This is a genomic window from Alloalcanivorax venustensis, assembly GCF_047495515.1.
GTDB classification, from domain to species: Bacteria; Pseudomonadota; Gammaproteobacteria; order Pseudomonadales; family Alcanivoracaceae; genus Alloalcanivorax; species Alloalcanivorax venustensis.
Map to the genome: position 1 here is coordinate 1,182,379 of NZ_CP179934.1, position 16,573 is coordinate 1,198,951.

The following is a 16,573-nucleotide window of genomic DNA, read 5'->3' on the forward strand; positions in this document are numbered from 1 at the left end:
CCCCTGTGGAGTACTCACTGATTATTATTGGCTTCTTTTGAAGGCCGAAAAATATAGCTCTGGTGTCCACCGTTATCAAATGCGAGGTCAGTACGTAGCGTTGAAGGCCTCATGCCAGCGGCATGAGGCCTGTCGTTGCTAGCGTAGGTTAAGGGTGTAGCGGCTACTGAAGGAGTCGCCGGTTTCATTCACCAGGAAGGCGAACTCGACCTGCACGGACGCATCAACGTGCTCCACCAGCAGACTGAACGACAACGTCTCATCGGCCTCGATGGTTTGCCCGCTGCTGATTCCAGAGAAGCGAGCGTTCAGGCCGGCCGGTAGAGGCCCGCCGTCGACTCTTGTCACCTGGACATTCCTGAGGCTATAGCTCTGGCCCTGGGCTTCCAGCCGGAACCGGGCCAGCTCGATGGTGCCGCAGGTGCCGGTACAGGTCCGGTTGATGGAGCTGTTACTGGTGTAAGGCAGGCCCACGTTTCTCCAGGAGGGAGGATTGAACACATCGCCTTCGTCGTATTGCTCCATGGCCAAAGCCGGTTCCAGAGCGGTGATGCGAACAGTGTCTTCCTCGCTGTTGGCCTCCCCGTCATTCACGGTCAGCTTGGCCACGTAATCCCCGGCCACATCGGGTGTGAAGGAGGGGCGCGCCGTGGCGGCATCGCGTAATGACACCCCGCTGCCGGCGGGCAGGCTGGTCAGCGACCAGGCGTAGGTCAGGGTGTCGCCATCGGCGTCGGAGCTGCCGCTGCCATCGAGCTCAACGCGGTTGCCGGTGTAGACCGTGGCATCCGCCCCCGCATCGGCAACCGGAACGCTATTGGCGGTTTCCGAGGTCACCTGGACCCGGTCAGTGCCTTCCAGCTCACCGTCGTCGACCACCAACTCCAGCACGTACGTACCGTCCAGATCCGGGGTGAACGCAGGTGTGGCAGATGCCCCATCGACCAGTGTCGTGGCGCTCCCGGAAGGCCGGGAGACAAAGCTCCACTGGTACACCAAGGTGTCGCCGTCCGCATCGCTGCTGTTTGACCCGTCCAGAGTGACAAGCGTGCCGGTCATGGCATTCTGGTCACGGCCGGCATCGGCCACTGGCGCGGCGTTGGCTTCCGCAGCGGTCACGGTGATGCGGTCCTCCGCACTGTCCTTCTCGCCATCGTTGACGACCAATGCTACGAGGTAGCTGCCAGCGACATCAGCGGTGAAGGTTGGGGCCACGGCGTCGGTGTCGGAGAGGGCGGCCGCGCTGCCACCCGGCGTGGATACGAAGCGCCAGGTATAGGTGAGGGTGTCGCCGTCCGCGTCGCTGCTGGCGCTGCCATCCAGGGTAACGGTTGTCCCCTCTACCACCGCCTGATCGGCGCCGGCATCAGCCACCGGCTTCACGTTAGCGCGGGTGGCCGTGATGGTCGCTGTCTGCGCTGTGCTATCGAGCTCCCCATCGCTGACGACCAGTTCCAGCACGAAAGTGCCGGGCTGATCCGCAACAAACTCCGGGGACGCGCTGCTGGGATCGCTTAAGGACGCGGAGCTGCCGTCGGGCCGGCTGACGAAGCGCCATTGATAAGACAGCTCGTCACCGTTCGCATCGGAGCTGGCGGACCCGTCCAGTCGCACGGTCTCACCTTCCACCACCTCCTGGTCGTCGCCGGGGTCGGCGATGGGGGCAGCGTTCCGCTCGGTGGCAGTGACGGTAACCCGGACTGCTTCGCTCTCATCCTCGCCATCGCTGACCACCAGGCTGATCACGTAGCTGCCGGACAGGTCCGCCTCGAAGGACGGCGCCATGGTATCCGCGTCATCCAGGGACGCCAGGCTGCCATCGGGAGTGGACACAAGCTGCCACTGATAGGTCAGCCGGTCACCATCCGCATCCCGGCTGTCCTGACCGTCCAGCGTAACCCGATCGCCTGCAACAACGGCTTGATCGGCACCGGCATCAGCGACGGGCACCGAGTTAGCTTCCGCAGCGGTAACGGTCACGTTATCGGGGGTGCCGTCGGCTTCTCCGTCGTTGACGATAAGTTCAATTACGTAGTCACCGGCGTCGTCGGCCTGGAAGCTGGGCCGAGCGGTCTCGGTATCACCCAGCGTGGCGGCGCTGCCACCAGGGCGTGACACGAAACGCCAGCGATAGCTGAGGGCGTCGCCGTCCGCGTCGCTACTATTGCTGCCATCCAGGGTGACGGTGTCGCCTTCGACGACGTTTTGATCCGATCCCGCGTCCGCGACCGGAGCGCTATTGGCAGTGGCGGCCATAATGGCGACTTCATCCGCGTCGCTATCGACCAGGCCGTCGTTGACCACCAGGACAACGCGATACTCGCCGTCCTGATCTGGCGTGAAGGAGGGCTGGACGGTGTCCGCTCCCTGCAGGTCTGCGGTGCTGTTCGCGGGACGTTGGGTGAAGGACCACTGGTAGGTCAGGGTATCGCCATCTGCGTCGCTGCTGTTGCGGCCGTCGAGCTGGACGGCATCACCGGTTGCGACGTTCTGATCCGTACCGGCATCCGCGACCGGCGCGCTGTTCTGGACCGCAGCCACCACCTCAACCGAGGCGGCTTCGCTGTCGGTCTGGCCATCGTTGACGACCAGGGTGACGACATAGCGGCCCGCCGCATCCGCTGGGAACCGGGGTTTGGGAGTACTTACTTCCATCAGCGTGGCGGCGCTGCTTTCCGGTAGGCTCGTCATCTCCCAGTGGTAGCTGAGAGTATCGCCGTCGGGGTCCCGGCTGGCACTGCCATCCAGCGTGACGGTGTCGCCGACTTTGACGTTCTGATCGGCCCCGACCTGAGCAACCGGGGCGTTGTTTGAGGTGCCGGAACCGCCGTCTGACGCCGGAGCGCTCGAATCCGAGCCCCCGCCACCGCAACCGCTCAAAATCAGGCCCGTAAGCAGGCCGTAACCGATCCGTCGAATCATTGTTTTTGCTCCCTGTTTTATTGCGTTTCGGGTTTCAGTTATGCGCCGGCCGGGCTCAGCCCGGGCGCACGAACCCATGCCGGGAGTCCCCGGTTGGGTTAGGAGTGCTCTCGGATGCTCTGATATGAGCGGCGGGTCACAATCCCCAAACTCTAAAAGTATGGATTTACCACACATTAAGAGTCAAGATAAGCTGTACGACAGAGGTTCGGGCGTGCCGTACGTTGTGAGGGCTGATCGATACCGAGGCCCCGCTCATGTCAGGTTTCCAGGAACGTCTCAAGTCCGCTCGACAGCGGTTGGGTTTGACCCAGGAAACGCTGGCCGAGGAACTTAATGTCACTAAAGCGTCCGTCTCCGCATGGGAGAACGGCCGCGAGAAGCCTGGCTTTCGGTTGCTGCCGAAGCTCAGGGTTGTTCTTGATGTCTCTTTGGACGATTTGATCTGCGGCCTGGACGCCGATCGAGATTTGCCGGCCGATCAGCCGTTGGTCGCCCGCAACGAAGGTGAAACCGATCTGCTAAAGGCCTATCGCAAACTTCCCGCTAAGCGACGCAAGGCTTGGCTCGAGCTGCTTGGGAAGGGCTGACATCACTTATCAGCTCCATCGCCAGGTTCAGCCCGCGCCTCGAAAAAGCGATCCACCAAATAGCGGATCACCGCATCGGCCTCTCTCTCGTCCGGCAGCTCACCGTTGTTAAGAATTAAGTGGTAACCCAGCAGTTCGCCAAACTGTGTCACCACTTCCTCTTCGAAAGGCCGGTCCGGCCAAGCCACGTCCCGCAAGCGATCGCGACTGAGCAACCAAAGCCGATCCAAATAACCGCAACTTTGGGTAACGAGCTCAGCTCGGCTCTCCTTCCAGCGTAGAAGCACATGCTCACGTCGCTCTGGATTGCGCGAGGAGACCATGAGCCCCTCGTAGAGGAAAGCACCCCAGACCGCCGCCAGTGGGCGCGGTACGTGCTCCTCCTGCAAATCCACGGTATCGCCGGCCTGTTCCGTGGTATGGGGTCGATTCAATTCCTTTGTCATTGCTTTCCTAACGCTGGTTATCCGTTTCGCAGGGGGCGCGGGCCAATTGGGTTCGCCGCAGTGGGGGTGTGATCTAGGCTTAGTTTCATAAAGCATCGCTCTTTGCCTTCTACTGTTCATTACGTTTTGGTGTAATTGCCGTCCGCTGATCGTTGTTGGCGGGGCGGCATCGTTCGACCGCGATACCCCGAGTATGGATAGCGGGGCGACAGTATCTGTCGCAGCGGTCGAGATACTAAAAACATGGGAATTCTGGGGATTTGTTGTATGTCGGCTAGCGCCTCTATCAGTAATAAAACCTTCCGGATGCTGGCTTTGCTGCATGCGCTGCCCCGAGCACCGAGGAAGGCCACCAGCGCGGAGCTTCAAGCAAAACTGGCGAACGATGGCCACGAAATCAGCAAGCGCTCGGTGGAGCGTTACCTCGAAGAACTGAGCGCGTCCCACGAGTTCGGGGCCATGCTGCGGTGTGATGACGCTTCGCAGCCCTATGGCTGGTCAATCCACAGCGAACGCAACCTCTCTATCCCCGGCATGGACGCACAGATGGCGGCCACCTGGGACCTGGTGCACCGCTATCTGAAGCCCCTAATGGCGAAGGACGCGCTGGATAAGCTCGATCCGGTCTTTCGCGAAGCCAGAAGCTGGTTCGAGAAGCACCGGCCCATTGGCAAACGGTACTGGTCGGACAAAGTGGCCTATGTGCCCCGTGGCTTTGCGTTGCAGCCGGCCAGGGTGGCGCCGGGTATCGCGGATCAGGTCTATGACGCCCTCCACCGGAACCGGCAGATGGACATTTGGTACAAGGACAACTCCGAGCCCCAACGCGTCCACCCATACGCGCTGGTCGATCGCGGCGCGGTACGCTATCTGGTGGTGAGATTCTGGCAGTACGAGGACTACCGGCACCTGGCGCTGCAACGGCTCCGGAAAGTCAGGGTGCTCGACGATGAGGTCGACAGAGCTGCGGATTTCGATCTGGATCGTTATCTCCGGGATAGCCAGATGAATCTGCCGTACGGGGAGACCATTGAAGTCGTACTGAACTTCAAGGGTCGGGCCGGCGATCACCTCTACGAGACACCGATTAATGCCAGCCAAAGCTTGCAGAAGCTCGACGACGGCACTCTTCTTAAGGCGCACCTTGAACACACGCAGGAGCTGGTGTGGTGGATCCTGGGCTTTGGCGCCAGCGTAGAAGTGGTCGAGCCGCAGGGCCTTCGGGAAGAAGTCGCTGACGAGGTTCTGCGCGCGCGGAAGCTGTATAAAAAGTAGCCGTCCGAGCGGAGCAGCCGACGCGAGGACTTCCCGGACGAAAAGATATGTTTGTAATGTATTAAATATAGATATATTGTAAATGTATCTTAACTGCTCGGGAAGCATTCCAATGTTTGACGAATTGTTGTTCAAGGTCGATGGCATCTTTACGGCGGAAGACCTGGTAAACGCGGTTGATGCGGGCTTTCAACACATGGAGGAGGCCGGCTACTTCACTAAAAGCGTGCCGTCGAGAGATCAACTTCTGGCTGCTCACTCGTACGCCTTCGGCGGCGAGCTCCCGCCTCAAGGTGATGACACACCTTCGCTTTTCCCTGGGTGGCACATGGATGACTGGCTGAGCGATGCGCTCAAGTTTGTCGGTGTCCTCGAGCCCCTGATCGAGCTCAGCGGCGGACCTGGTGAGCACCAGTCCCTCCTTCTGCAGACCATCTGCGGCCTTTACGCTCGGGCCAAGCTGGATTGCTGGCTCGCCGGCAATCCGCTGGAACTGCCAGACCATCAGCGAGGGGCCATCTTTCCACTGCCTGGATTCAACCTGGATTTGGATGAGATGAACTCGCTATCAGTGCTCGGCCTACCGGAAGAGGATCTTTCGATCCGGGAGGTGGCGCTGTTGGCGGGGCTTAGTGAAATCACCGTGAGAAACGCCGCTTCTCCTTCCCGTGGAGAAGAGTTGACGCTCCGTCGCACAAGTTATCGGGGGCGCGTTGGTAGCCGTTCAAGAAGCATGAATCGCTCGGTGGCATCACCAAGGGATGCGTTGACCTACCTGCTAAAGCAGAAACGTTTTACGTCTACCCACTCGTCCAAAAAACCATGATCAGGTCTTAAAGGGGTTAGTATTGAAGAAGTTGCTGCGATCCGTCGAGGGTGCAAACTGTTCAGGCAAGAAGTGCCACCCCGTTTCACTTCGAGACGGGCGCTATGTGATCTATGCCGGACCGACCACCCGCGACACGGTAAAGGTGACAGAAAACGAGCTGATAGAGATGCTGGAAGCCGGGCTTTTGCATGACAAAGGCACCATCCGCATGGCGCAGGCGGACGGTAGTCCAGCTTATGCACCCGGTGCGTTGAGGCCTTTGCGTGTTAACGGAGTGAGATTTCCAGCGATCTGAGTAGATTTTGCTTAGATGTTCACCTTTAAACAGGTGGGCGCGTTTTGTGTCCATCCTTTTTTCCTTCACCATGACTCCAGCGCCGCACTTCGCTGGACTACGGCTAAGCTTGCTATAGAAAGGTTATCAATAACTTCGGCAAAATTACCTACACCACTGCTTCCCGAAACTTGGCCAGGGCCCCACTAAGCTCCTAACCTGCTCCTAGAAACGGGGCTTTCCAAGGAGCCAGTCCAGCTATCGCCAAGATTAAGCCCACTAAGTCTGAAATCGGCGCGGTGAAATCCAGACGCAGCCCGTCGAGCTCCGTGGCCTCTTCGCCCCGGATACCGTTGCGAGAGTCACACCTTCCGGTTGCGAAATTCTGAAGGTCCAGTACCGGAAGAACTCCGAGTGGGCGGTATATGGTATGGAGTGAGTGAAAGATGATCCTTAGACGGGCACTATTTACCAATTATCCAGTTTGAAAGTAAGCGTCCGGCAAACCCATCTTGAGTCGATGATGGCGGTCTTCACGATAGTGTCCACTTAATTCCTAGTGGACACTTACCATGGACCCTTTAAGCGTACCTCAGCCCCAACCTCAGCCCCGACGTCGCCGCCACTTCTCCCGTGAGTTCAAGACCCATATCGTGGCCGCCTGTCAGGAGCCCGGCGTGTCCGTTTCCCGCATCGCCCTGGACAACCAACTCAATGCTAACCTGCTCCGCCGCTGGATCCGTGAAGCCGAGCAAGCCGACCAGGCAACAGCGTCACCTGGGTTTATGCCTTTGTCCCTGCCGGCCGCGTCGAGTCCGGGCGAGCGCTCCCGAACCAACGGTCAGGATAGCCGCATCCGTATCGAAGTGCCTCGCGCGGGTGGGCCTGTTGTGGTGGAGTGGCCCGCCGAACAGGCCCATCAGTGCCTGGCCCTGTTGCGCGAGTTGCTGCGATGATCCGCATCGACGAGATCTGGCTGGCCACCGAGCCGCTGGACATGCGCGCCGGGCCGGACAAGGCCCTCGCCCGGGTGATCCAGGTGTTCGGTGCGGCGAAGCCGCACCAGGCTTACCTGTTCGCCAACCGCCGGGGCAACCGCATGAAGGTGCTGATCCACGATGGCTTCGGCATCTGGCTGTGCGCCCGCCGGCTCCATCGGGGCAAGTTCCACTGGGGGGACGCTTGGCGCGGTGACCAGTTACGCCTGACCGACGAGCAGCTCGACGCCCTGGTGCAGGGCCTGCCCTGGCAGCGCCTGGGCAACGACGCCGTGATCTCGGTGCTGTAACCACACCCCGTTCCTGTTGGCTATACGCCCAACATCCAATCGCCGATCGGGCGCGGGCTTGGCATACTGTTCGCCATGACTTCGCGCCCCGACCTCAATGCCTTCTCCGCCGATCAACTCCGTGCTCTGGCCACGGAACTGTTCGATCACTTGGAGAGTAAGGACCGGGCCCTCACCCAGCAAGATACCGCCATCCGCCACCGCGACGCGGTGATCGAGAAACAAAACCACGAGTTGGCGCTGCTCAAGCGCCACAAGTTCGCCCGCCGCAGCGAGCAGTTCAAAGGCGTGCAAGGGCAACTGCTGGAAGAACTGATCGACGCCGACCTGGCTGCCATGGAAACGGAGCTGAGCGAGCGCCTGCCCGCCGAGGCGCCCACCGCTGCACCCAAGCAACAGCCCAAGCGCGCGCCACTGCCGCCACAACTGCCCCGCACCCTGATCCACCACGAACCCGAGAACACGCAATGCCGTTGTGGCTGTGCGCTCAAACGCATCGGCGAGGACGTCAGCGAGAAGCTGGACTATGTGCCCGGCGAGTTCACGGTGGAGCGCCACATCCGTGGCAAGTGGGCCTGCGAGCAGTGCGAGACGCTGATCCAGGCGCCGGTGCCGGCACAAGTGATCGACAAAGGCATCCCCACTGCCGGGCTGTTGGCCCAGGTGCTGGTGGCCAAGTACGCCGACCATCTGCCCCTGTACCGCCAGGAACGCATCTTCGGCCGGGCGGGGCTGACGATCCCACGCTCCACCCTGGCCGAGTGGGTGGGCACCTGCGGTGTACGGTTGCAGCCTCTGGTGGATGCCCTGCGCGCCACACTGCTGGCCCAGCCGGTGCTGCACGCCGACGAGACCCCGGTGGCCATGCTGGCCCCCGGCAAGAAGAAAACCCACCGGGCCTATGTGTGGGCTTACTGCAGTACGCCGTTCGCCGACCTGAAGGCCACGGTCTACGACTTCGCCCCGGGTCGGGCGGGCGAACACGCCCGCGCCTTCCTGGGCGACTGGCGGGGCAAGCTGGTCTGTGACGACTACGCCGGCTACAAGGCGGGCTTCGGCGAGGGCATTACCGAGATCGGCTGCCTGGCGCATGCCCGTCGCAAGTTCCACGACCTGCACGTGGCCAATAAGAGTGAACTGGCCGCCCAGGCGTTGGAGTCCATCGGCGCGCTGTACGGCATCGAGCGGGACCTCAAGGACCTGTCCGATCAAGACCGACAGCGGTTAAGACACGAACAAGCCCGGCCCATCGCTGACGCACTGCACCGATGGATGATCGCGCAGCGGCAGAAAGTCCCGGACGGGTCGGGCACGGCGAAAGCGTTGGGCTACAGCCTGAAACGCTGGGCGGCGCTGACGCGCTACCTGGACGACGGCGCGGTGCCGATCGACAACAACCGGGTGGAAAATCAGATCCGGCCCTGGGCGCTGGGACGCAACAACTGGCTGTTCGCGGGCTCACTGCGCAGCGGCCAGCGTGCCGCCGCCGTGATGAGTCTGATCCAATCGGCGAAGCTGAACGGTCACGATCCCTACGTCTATCTGAAGGATGTGCTGGCTCGCCTGCCGACGCAGAAGAACAGCGCCATCGGCGAACTCCTGCCGCACAACTGGAAACCGACCATCACTGACAAGGTGTGATGGCCGGACGCTTACGTTTGAAAAACTCACATCTCTATCCAAAGATGGTCAATTCTAATTTCCTTCAACCCTAGTCCACGCATATGAGTAGACCGAAATAAAGCTGTTTTAGATACAGAGTCTTGACTAGTCATAATGAGCTTATCTTCGAGTGACCAGTCACCTTCCAAGGACATTTCTAATTCGTCAATCCATCGATCAAGTTGCTTAGCCCAAGTCCGGATATCTTTTTCCTGTATATATGCAACCATCACGGCTCTAACATGCGCTGGGGCATGGTGGCCAACTTTAAATCGATGGATGCCTCCAGTGCTGCTAAAGCTACTGTAAATATATTCTCTTCGATCACGTTTGCTTCCAGGAGGAGTTGGCAATCGTTTGCATTCGATCGGTAAGAGTGTTTGATATTTCGTGTACTGTCGCCCTTCGATCCAAATCACAGCCCCGCTTGGTGCCACGGCAAGGTCTATTTCGCGACCGGCGCCGACTTCATCGGGTTCTTCTCGTTTGAACTGAAGAAAATCCCAGCCGGGAGTGTGTCGACTCACACTTGCAAGGTGCGAGCAAAGCTGCGAGGTCAGACCATTCTCGTTGCTATGACTTGGTCTCATGGGATCATCACGCCAAGCAGGCAACTCAGCTCCAATAAACTCGATCAAAGAGTCGAACCATTCACCTTTAAGATGGACTTCGGGATCGAGAACCCCTGAATATGGTTGAATTTCAGCTTCATCCGCAAGCAAGTCAAAACCCCTGTTCACGAAGGTCTGCGAGAACGTCATCGGCGTCACGAAGCGCAATTGAACGCATCCAGAAGCGATGACGATCTGGCTTTAGAAGAAACAGAAAGTTCTTGTCGTATAATCGAGTAATGCGCGTAACGGTGAGGCTGGATCCTCGTCGCTGATAAAGAAGAGCATCCAGGCGATCACGCAGCTCGCCGGCGCCTGACCAATCCACCGTTCCATCACCAAATGCGTATGCTTTGCAAATGGCGCCTGGCCATTGCTCTGAAGGAAGTGCCTGAAGTTGGCCTTCTCCATAGACTCCATTGATTTGCGAAACAAGAACGCGATCAAACGCTTCAAGGGCGTCTGTCGAAACTTTCTGCATCGCAGGAGAGCTGGTGCCGAGTCTGATGAAATCACGCTGGAACGATACGATATCTTCCGCAATAATTTTCTCATTGGCACTTAAGTCTAGATCCCTTTCTTCTGGATAGGGGATGGAAAAAATATCAGCATTAAATATAGAGGTGGCTCGTTGCGTAAAGAGGCGAGAACTTATTCCGGCAACATAGGCGCGTAATGCAACTGACTCCTTTTTAAGCCAGTCGGCGATCTGCGAAAGCTCCTCGGGGTCGTCAGGGGCGGAAAAGCCAACGATTTCGTTCTTGTAAGTCAAATAACCGTCTTTCCATACATCAAAATAAAGATCTTCGTGCTCCTTAATGAGAAGAAGAGGAGCGACAAAGCGATTGGCTGACTTAGGGTCTTTGACTGGATCGTCTGGAACGTCGATTATAAGGGAGCGATCAATGCCTTTAGCCCCCAGCGCTGGAGTGGGCAGCAACGGCTTACCAATCAAATGCTGAGTATTGTCGGAACTGTTTTTTTGCCCACCAAAATATCCTTCGCCAAAATCCCAGCCTCTCTCGGTGGCAAACTCTTTTAGCGTTTTATAGCCGCGCAAACGGGTAATCATTTCATGGACGCGATTACCTCCTAGTAGGTTCGCTCGCCAAATATCCTGCGAGCAGGTTGCATCTGCGTTGCGTAGCCAGTGCAGATCGTAATAGTCTATATCGAAGCCCTGCTCAGCGGTGGCACGTCCATTTCGTCGAAAGACCGCATGTAGAACGCGGCCGTCTGGCTTAGAACTTGTTGCCTCGGCAATGACAATAATGATCTTGGGGTCTGCACCCCCTTTTTTGAAAAGTCCCCGAACTGATACAAAGTCTAAAATCTCACGGGTCTTCCAGCGACTTAAAAAAGATCGGCGGAACGAGAGCGAATGCTGGTTGTAGAGAAAGCCTGCTGGTTCGACCATTGCCAGCACGCCATTTTCTTCCAACATCTCCATTGCTTCATGGAGAAAGAGGTATGCCAATTGCTTGTCCGCGAGAGAATCATGTTTTTTCTTATAAGAATCGTAGCAACGTCGAGCACCCTCTGTTGTGAGAGACGACGCAAACGGTGGGTTTCCAACAATGACTGAAATTGGTGATTTTACCAACTCCATTTGCTTCGCATCGAAAAAACAACTGTGGTGAAGAGTGACGTCGGCGAGCGGCGGGAATAGTTTAACGCTGGAGCGAATTTCTTCCGGCTGTAGCGCGTCACAAAGGCTGAGGCAGAGGCTAAACGCAGCAAGCTCAATGGCGCCGTCTTCAACATCAATGCCATGAACTCGCTCCAACAGTGAGCGCAAGTCATTTATGCTTGGACGAACCCAGTCGTTGCGCCAACGCCAGTGCAGAACTAGTCGCTTGTAGGCCTCGACAAGAAAGACGCCAGACCCGCACGCTGGATCGAGGATCACACCTTCTCCAGCTGTTAGCTCGTCAAGCTTATCCCAACTCAACGTTTCTTCCAGCATAAGCCGAACTAAGGCCGGTGGTGTATAGATAGAACTTGATGCGTCTTTTACGAACAGTTGGTAGATATTGCTGATCAGCTCTATGGGCAGATCACGAAATGAATACAGACGCCAAAGACTCATCTGGCCATTTCCGTCTTCATATCCCTCGACCAGCCGGGCGTAGTTTACAAGCTCAGTATTGTTTACCAGTGACAAGTGTTCTTCTTTTGTGAGGCGAAATACATGGCCATTAAACCGTTCTTCCAGCGCTATAAGAAGTCTGGACAGCGCTTGGCCATCACCTAGGACCTCAAAAAAGCGTTTAGTTCCTCGACGTACCTTTTCAAAGTCAGAAGGCAGAAGAACTGAGCGCTCTTCAAGGTAGGCAATGAGCAACGAGAGAATAAGAAGCTTTCGGCTTAGCTGAGGTGCAAGTAGCTTCCTTTCCGATAGACTTGCTGCTAATGCTCTGACAGCCTCAACCAGGGTACGATGCGCGGCCTTCTGTGCGGAAAGCATGAGCTTACAGACTTCTGGGTCATCCCAGATTGTTCCGTTTCGTATTCTGTTGGCGTCCCACCATGCGTCCTCAGCGGCTATCTGTGCACCTATGGCAAGGGTGCGCACCGGCTCGCAAATCTGAGTACCATCTTTGCCAACGAAATCCGGTGCGTGGGCGCAACGAAAGAGTTGAACAGAGCCAGGTAGTACTCGGTAAACGAGAGGGATGGCACCCCAGCTCCATAGGCGTTTATGCAGTTCGGCAAAGCGGGGATCATCTGGGTCATCACCAGAGTCGAATATAAAAGCTTGGGCAACAGGCGCCCTACCATGGCGGGAAGCCTCAAAAAAAACTGCACGCGCGCCATAGGAGCGCGCCTTTTCCATAATAGAAACTTCTTCCGGAGGCCTTCCTCTGTAATCGTAATTGCTGACGGTGACCAGTCCGTCAATATGGGATACGCGCCGGCCATCACGAGCCGGGAGCAACCAATCGACTGACGCTTGTGAGGCGCAGGGTTCGTCAAGTGTCATTTTGGGCACCGTTGAACTGAGATCGCCTGATTTTTGCAGACAGGGCCTTATTCATTAGCCTGGCCATTGTTCTGTTTTTTTTGTGACAGAAAAAAACCTTCTTTAAGAAGATCTGTCATGCTAATCCCTTGAGCGACCGCAAATCCTTTGAACTGTTTCTTGAATTCTGGGCTGACTTTGAAATTGAGCGATGCTCCTTTCTCAGCTTCTGCTACAGATTCACCGCTCTGTGCGGATGTCTTGCTGCTAGTCATTGGGCGATCTCCACTCAGTGCCTGGCCCTCATGCAAAAGAAAGGCAGGGCGATTCTGCCATATTTCTGGCTTTCAAGAAAGACAGAAAACCAGAAAGGCAGAAGGTATGGTGGCCCGTCCACCTTTGCCGCGAAGTGTTACACCCTTACCTTTAAAAGGCATGCCGCCATTGCAATCGACCGAACCAACAATGGCTCCGCTCGTTATTGGTGGAGTGTGCATCCCGGATCACAGCCCGCGCCCGACTGCGTCTCGCCTCTCTTGGGCTGCCATCCGTGACGCATTTGCCGAGCCTGCGAACTCTGCTTGCGTGTGACTGGCACATTGAGCCGGTTGCTGGCCGTCAAGCTAGAGGAAGAAGTGGTTACGGTGGTGGCCGGGGAGGGCGAGCACGGGGCGCGGGCGGCACCTCTCCTACGATGCCGGTTGTTATACGTTTAGTGGCAGTAAGTCGCCCCGGGGAACCGCTGAGCGCCTTCTATGGCGCCGCTATCAGCCATTTTTTCTATCAGCAAGTGATCCCGAAACGCCTTTTAACGAGGTGGGTGTTGGTTTCTAATCTGCTTCTAAGCCATACAAATCTAGTAGGCGTTGGTTGTCTTCAAGCCAACGATTGAAGCGAATTTTCAGGTCGTCAAGATTCGGGTAGTCGACGCCTATCCAGTCGCATCTCTGATGGATAGCGCGCTCGTACGCCCCCCATATTCCGTACCGTCGCATGGAGAAACTTTTCTTCCGGCCCTGCTGCGCGGTCACCGTGATGTTCCAGTCTTGGGATTTGCCTCTTTGTACCGGCCGGATTCCGACCAGACCGAATGGATTGGCCTCCGTTTTCTCGGTGAACAGCTTCAGAGGGCGCTGGTCGCCCATGGCGGCTTTGACTTCTGGAAGCGTAAGTTGCTCGTCCCGCCAGGCTTTCGCGGCTGCAAAAGCTGGATCTTTCCCGCCATGCTTCCGGTCTCTAAAATCTTTCCTTCTGAGCTTTCGCTTGCCTTCCGAGTCCAGGTGCGGGATGACACAGAACCAGAGTGCGGGGCTGTGCAATCTATAAAGGTATAAGAACGGGTGAATGTGGGGAGGGCGTTTAACTAGCCTGTCCATAGCTCTAACTTCCGTTGGATCGGTATGTTGTTCTTTTTCATGGGGGATTTGCCGCGCATCGCCTCTATCGAGATAGAGGTGGCCTCTCGGGCCGGCCATGGTGGCGAAAAGCTATCAGACGATTAGAAAATGATCTAATGGGGATTGAGAAATAAACAGACCGAAAGGTCATGTTTATGCAGTACTTAGAAGGGCGAATTAATCCGCCATGGTGACCCAGCGTTGAATGTCCTGCAGGTTCTGAACGACGATCTGCTGCGCCTGCGGCGAACGCTGTTCCGCCGGCAGATCCACGCGGAGTTGTTGCAACAGATAACTGACCAGGGCGCCCCGAGTCTCAATCTTCAGTTGCTGGCGGGCCATGCCGTAGTCCCTGGCGATCAACGCGCGCTGAGCGTCGTTGAGGCGCGGATCCGGCGTCAGGCGCACGTCTACCCGGGCACACCAGGCTGCATCGTCCTCGACGCCGTGGTCTGCCGGCAGAACCAGCTCCGGACGGTCACTGATGCGGCTGAGCACGAAGTCCCTGAAGTCCCCGTTCTTCTCGCACCAGGCCCGCACATGCCAGCGGAAGCCGGTGTGCACCACGGTGTGCGGCTGGATCACCCGGAACTCGGGCTCAGGGTTCGCCAGCGAGGCGTACTCAATCTCCACTCGCTTCTTTTCCCGACAGGCCTGCAGTACCGGGCGCAACACCTCGGGACGCAGATCCCGCGCCGGAGGCAACAACACCTCGGTATTGAACTCCCGTACCGTCAACGATTCGAGTGAGCAGGCCAGGTCCTCCCGGGTATGCATCATCTGCAGATACTCGTCCGCCACGCCCCGGGTGAACACCGGACGGAAGCCCTTGGCGGGCCGGTAGCCCTTGAGGAAGCGGTCGTACACCAGGTTGCCCGGCCCATAGTCGGCCAGATAGGTATTGATGTCCTTGCTGGCCTGCTGCCGGCCGATACCAAAGGCCCGCATCAGGTGATTGGTGGTCAGCCGTCCTTCCCAGAGGGCGATCACCTCAATCAGCCTGTAGCGCAATAACAGGTCCCAGCGCAGCGGCCAGTCCGCTGCGTTTTTGCCCGCAGTCCGTGCCATGGATATGCTCCAAAACGCGATATGCGTCAAAAGGCGACGTGTTCATGTATTCAGTATCGACATGACAATAATAAGTAAATAGCCTTTGCGTGTCATCATGGATGAGGCAAAAGCGGCAGGATGCCGCATCTGACTTAGGGAAAGGGGCGAAGGAGAAAACAATGAAAGTATATGCACTATTGATGCTGGTCCTGGCGGCCATGGCCGTTACAGGCTGTTCTGATCCGACCATTGATGCCTCCAGTGAGGCCAAGATGAAAGAATCTGTGGCCAAGGTTCGGGAGTCATTGCCTGAGGTGAAGCGGTCAGACTTTGATCAGGCGGTTCAGTTGATCGCCTTTAGTCAGATCGACATGAAAAGCCTGTTTGCCAATGGGGGCGCCGATGCGGGAGATATGGAAGGCAAAATGCGAGAAGCCCTGAACGGCAAGACGGCAGAGCAGGTGCTGGCCCAGGCAGATAAAATCCAGGCCGAACGCAAGGCTCGGGAGAAAGAGCAGGCGCTGGCTGAGATCCGCGAACTCGTTGCCAAGCGGGAAAGGGCTGAGCAGGCAAAACAGCAGCTGAACAAATTCCAGGTGGTTCGCTCCCGCTTCTCTATGCAGGAAAGGCAATACCTTGGCGAGCAGCCGATCATTGAGCTAACGGTCAAAAACGGCACGGATCAGGCCATCTCCCGTGCCTATTTCTCTGGCACGATTGCCAGCCCTGATAGGAGCGTACCCTGGCATAAAGACCAGTTCAATTACAGCATTTCCGGCGGCCTGGAACCTGGTGAGGAAGCCACCTGGACGCTGGCACCGAACCGATTTTCTGATTGGGGCAAGGTGGATGCCCCTGCAGATGCCATCTTTACCGTGATAGTGGAACAGCTGGACGGGCCCGATGGGGAGGCGCTTTATTCCACCAGAGACTTTAACGAGAGAGACCGGAAAAGACTGGCTGAGCTGAAAAAGCAATATGGTGTTGATTGAGTCGGCCTCCGGCTGAATCACAGACAGCCCGGTTCGGGCGGGGTAGGGACTTGGAAAGTTTTGATCGGTAACATAGGGAGAAATCATTAGGTGGGCTGAAGATCAGGAAGGCCGCAACGATACGTTATTGTAGCGGGTGATGCGGCGGTTCTGGCCCGGTCCTCAGGGGGTGAGGGGATAGATGTTGCAACGATGGTGGAATAAAGATCGCGGTAGCGCCCCCTGCGTATGTCCCTCTGTGCGGGTTACAATCCGGGACCCCAACGCTAAAATAG

At 57.4% G+C, this 16,573-nt stretch carries 15 protein-coding genes; 8 read left to right on the forward strand and 7 right to left on the reverse strand.

Going from position 1 to position 16,573, the window contains the following annotated elements; all coding sequences use genetic code 11:
• Positions 1-138 precede the first annotated feature (138 nt).
• Complete coding sequence (locus ACMG4O_RS05665; protein WP_414434595.1) at positions 139-2,922, reverse strand: PKD domain-containing protein; 2,784 nt, start codon at positions 2,920-2,922, stop codon at positions 139-141.
• 257 nt (positions 2,923-3,179) lie between these two features.
• On the opposite strand from ACMG4O_RS05665, the gene ACMG4O_RS05670 reads away from it, so the two are divergent.
• A complete protein-coding gene (locus ACMG4O_RS05670; RefSeq protein WP_414434596.1) occupies positions 3,180-3,512 on the forward strand; it encodes a helix-turn-helix domain-containing protein in 333 nt (110 codons plus the stop codon).
• A 2-nt stretch (positions 3,513-3,514) separates the two neighbouring features.
• Here the strand turns inward: ACMG4O_RS05670 and ACMG4O_RS05675 are convergent, their stop codons facing one another.
• On the reverse strand, positions 3,515-3,958 hold the full coding sequence (locus ACMG4O_RS05675; protein ID WP_414434597.1) for a hypothetical protein: 444 nt from the start codon (positions 3,956-3,958) through the stop codon (positions 3,515-3,517).
• Positions 3,959-4,225: 267 nt separating this feature from the next.
• On the opposite strand from ACMG4O_RS05675, the gene ACMG4O_RS05680 reads away from it, so the two are divergent.
• From ACMG4O_RS05680 to tnpC, 6 genes are all read left to right on the forward strand, one after another.
• Complete coding sequence (locus ACMG4O_RS05680) at positions 4,226-5,233, forward strand: helix-turn-helix transcriptional regulator (protein WP_414434598.1); 1,008 nt, start codon at positions 4,226-4,228, stop codon at positions 5,231-5,233.
• Between the two features lie 112 nt (positions 5,234-5,345).
• Positions 5,346-6,059 carry a hypothetical protein gene (locus tag ACMG4O_RS05685; RefSeq protein ID WP_414434599.1) on the forward strand — a complete coding sequence of 238 codons (714 nt, stop codon included), beginning with the start codon at positions 5,346-5,348 and terminating at the stop codon, positions 6,057-6,059.
• Positions 6,060-6,081: 22 nt separating this feature from the next.
• Positions 6,082-6,357 carry a hypothetical protein gene (locus ACMG4O_RS05690; protein WP_414434600.1) on the forward strand — a complete coding sequence of 92 codons (276 nt, stop codon included), beginning with the start codon at positions 6,082-6,084 and terminating at the stop codon, positions 6,355-6,357.
• Positions 6,358-6,908: 551 nt separating this feature from the next.
• Complete coding sequence (gene tnpA, locus ACMG4O_RS05695) at positions 6,909-7,292, forward strand: IS66-like element accessory protein TnpA (protein WP_414433629.1); 384 nt, start codon at positions 6,909-6,911, stop codon at positions 7,290-7,292.
• The gene (gene tnpB / locus ACMG4O_RS05700) at positions 7,289-7,624 is read left to right on the forward strand and encodes an IS66 family insertion sequence element accessory protein TnpB (RefSeq protein ID WP_414433628.1); all 336 of its coding nucleotides are present in this window, start codon (positions 7,289-7,291) and stop codon (positions 7,622-7,624) included. Before tnpA ends, tnpB begins: the two co-directional genes overlap by 4 nt.
• Positions 7,625-7,699: 75 nt before the next feature.
• Positions 7,700-9,265 (forward strand): IS66 family transposase, encoded by a 1,566-nt coding sequence (gene tnpC, locus ACMG4O_RS05705; RefSeq protein WP_414434123.1) that lies wholly within the window; start codon positions 7,700-7,702, stop codon positions 9,263-9,265.
• A 26-nt stretch (positions 9,266-9,291) separates the two neighbouring features.
• On the opposite strand, the gene ACMG4O_RS05710 is transcribed toward tnpC, so the two are convergent.
• The 5 genes from ACMG4O_RS05710 to ACMG4O_RS05730 form a co-directional block, all read right to left on the reverse strand.
• Positions 9,292-10,008 (reverse strand): hypothetical protein, encoded by a 717-nt coding sequence (locus ACMG4O_RS05710; RefSeq protein WP_414434601.1) that lies wholly within the window; start codon positions 10,006-10,008, stop codon positions 9,292-9,294.
• Between the two features lies 1 nt (position 10,009).
• Entirely contained in the window at positions 10,010-12,880 is a 2,871-nt protein-coding gene (locus tag ACMG4O_RS05715) for an HsdM family class I SAM-dependent methyltransferase (protein ID WP_414434602.1), read from the reverse strand.
• A gap of 47 nt (positions 12,881-12,927) precedes the next feature.
• Positions 12,928-13,134 carry a hypothetical protein gene (locus tag ACMG4O_RS05720; protein ID WP_138770596.1) on the reverse strand — a complete coding sequence of 69 codons (207 nt, stop codon included), beginning with the start codon at positions 13,132-13,134 and terminating at the stop codon, positions 12,928-12,930.
• A 555-nt stretch (positions 13,135-13,689) separates the two neighbouring features.
• Positions 13,690-14,235: a hypothetical protein gene (locus tag ACMG4O_RS05725; RefSeq protein ID WP_414434603.1), complete on the reverse strand. Its 546-nt coding sequence runs from the start codon at positions 14,233-14,235 to the stop codon at positions 13,690-13,692.
• 198 nt (positions 14,236-14,433) lie between these two features.
• The gene (locus ACMG4O_RS05730; RefSeq protein ID WP_414434604.1) at positions 14,434-15,324 is read right to left on the reverse strand and encodes a helix-turn-helix transcriptional regulator; all 891 of its coding nucleotides are present in this window, start codon (positions 15,322-15,324) and stop codon (positions 14,434-14,436) included.
• Positions 15,325-15,485: 161 nt separating this feature from the next.
• On the opposite strand from ACMG4O_RS05730, the gene ACMG4O_RS05735 reads away from it, so the two are divergent.
• The gene (locus tag ACMG4O_RS05735) at positions 15,486-16,298 is read left to right on the forward strand and encodes a DUF6694 family lipoprotein (RefSeq protein ID WP_414434605.1); all 813 of its coding nucleotides are present in this window, start codon (positions 15,486-15,488) and stop codon (positions 16,296-16,298) included.
• Positions 16,299-16,573 lie beyond the last annotated feature (275 nt).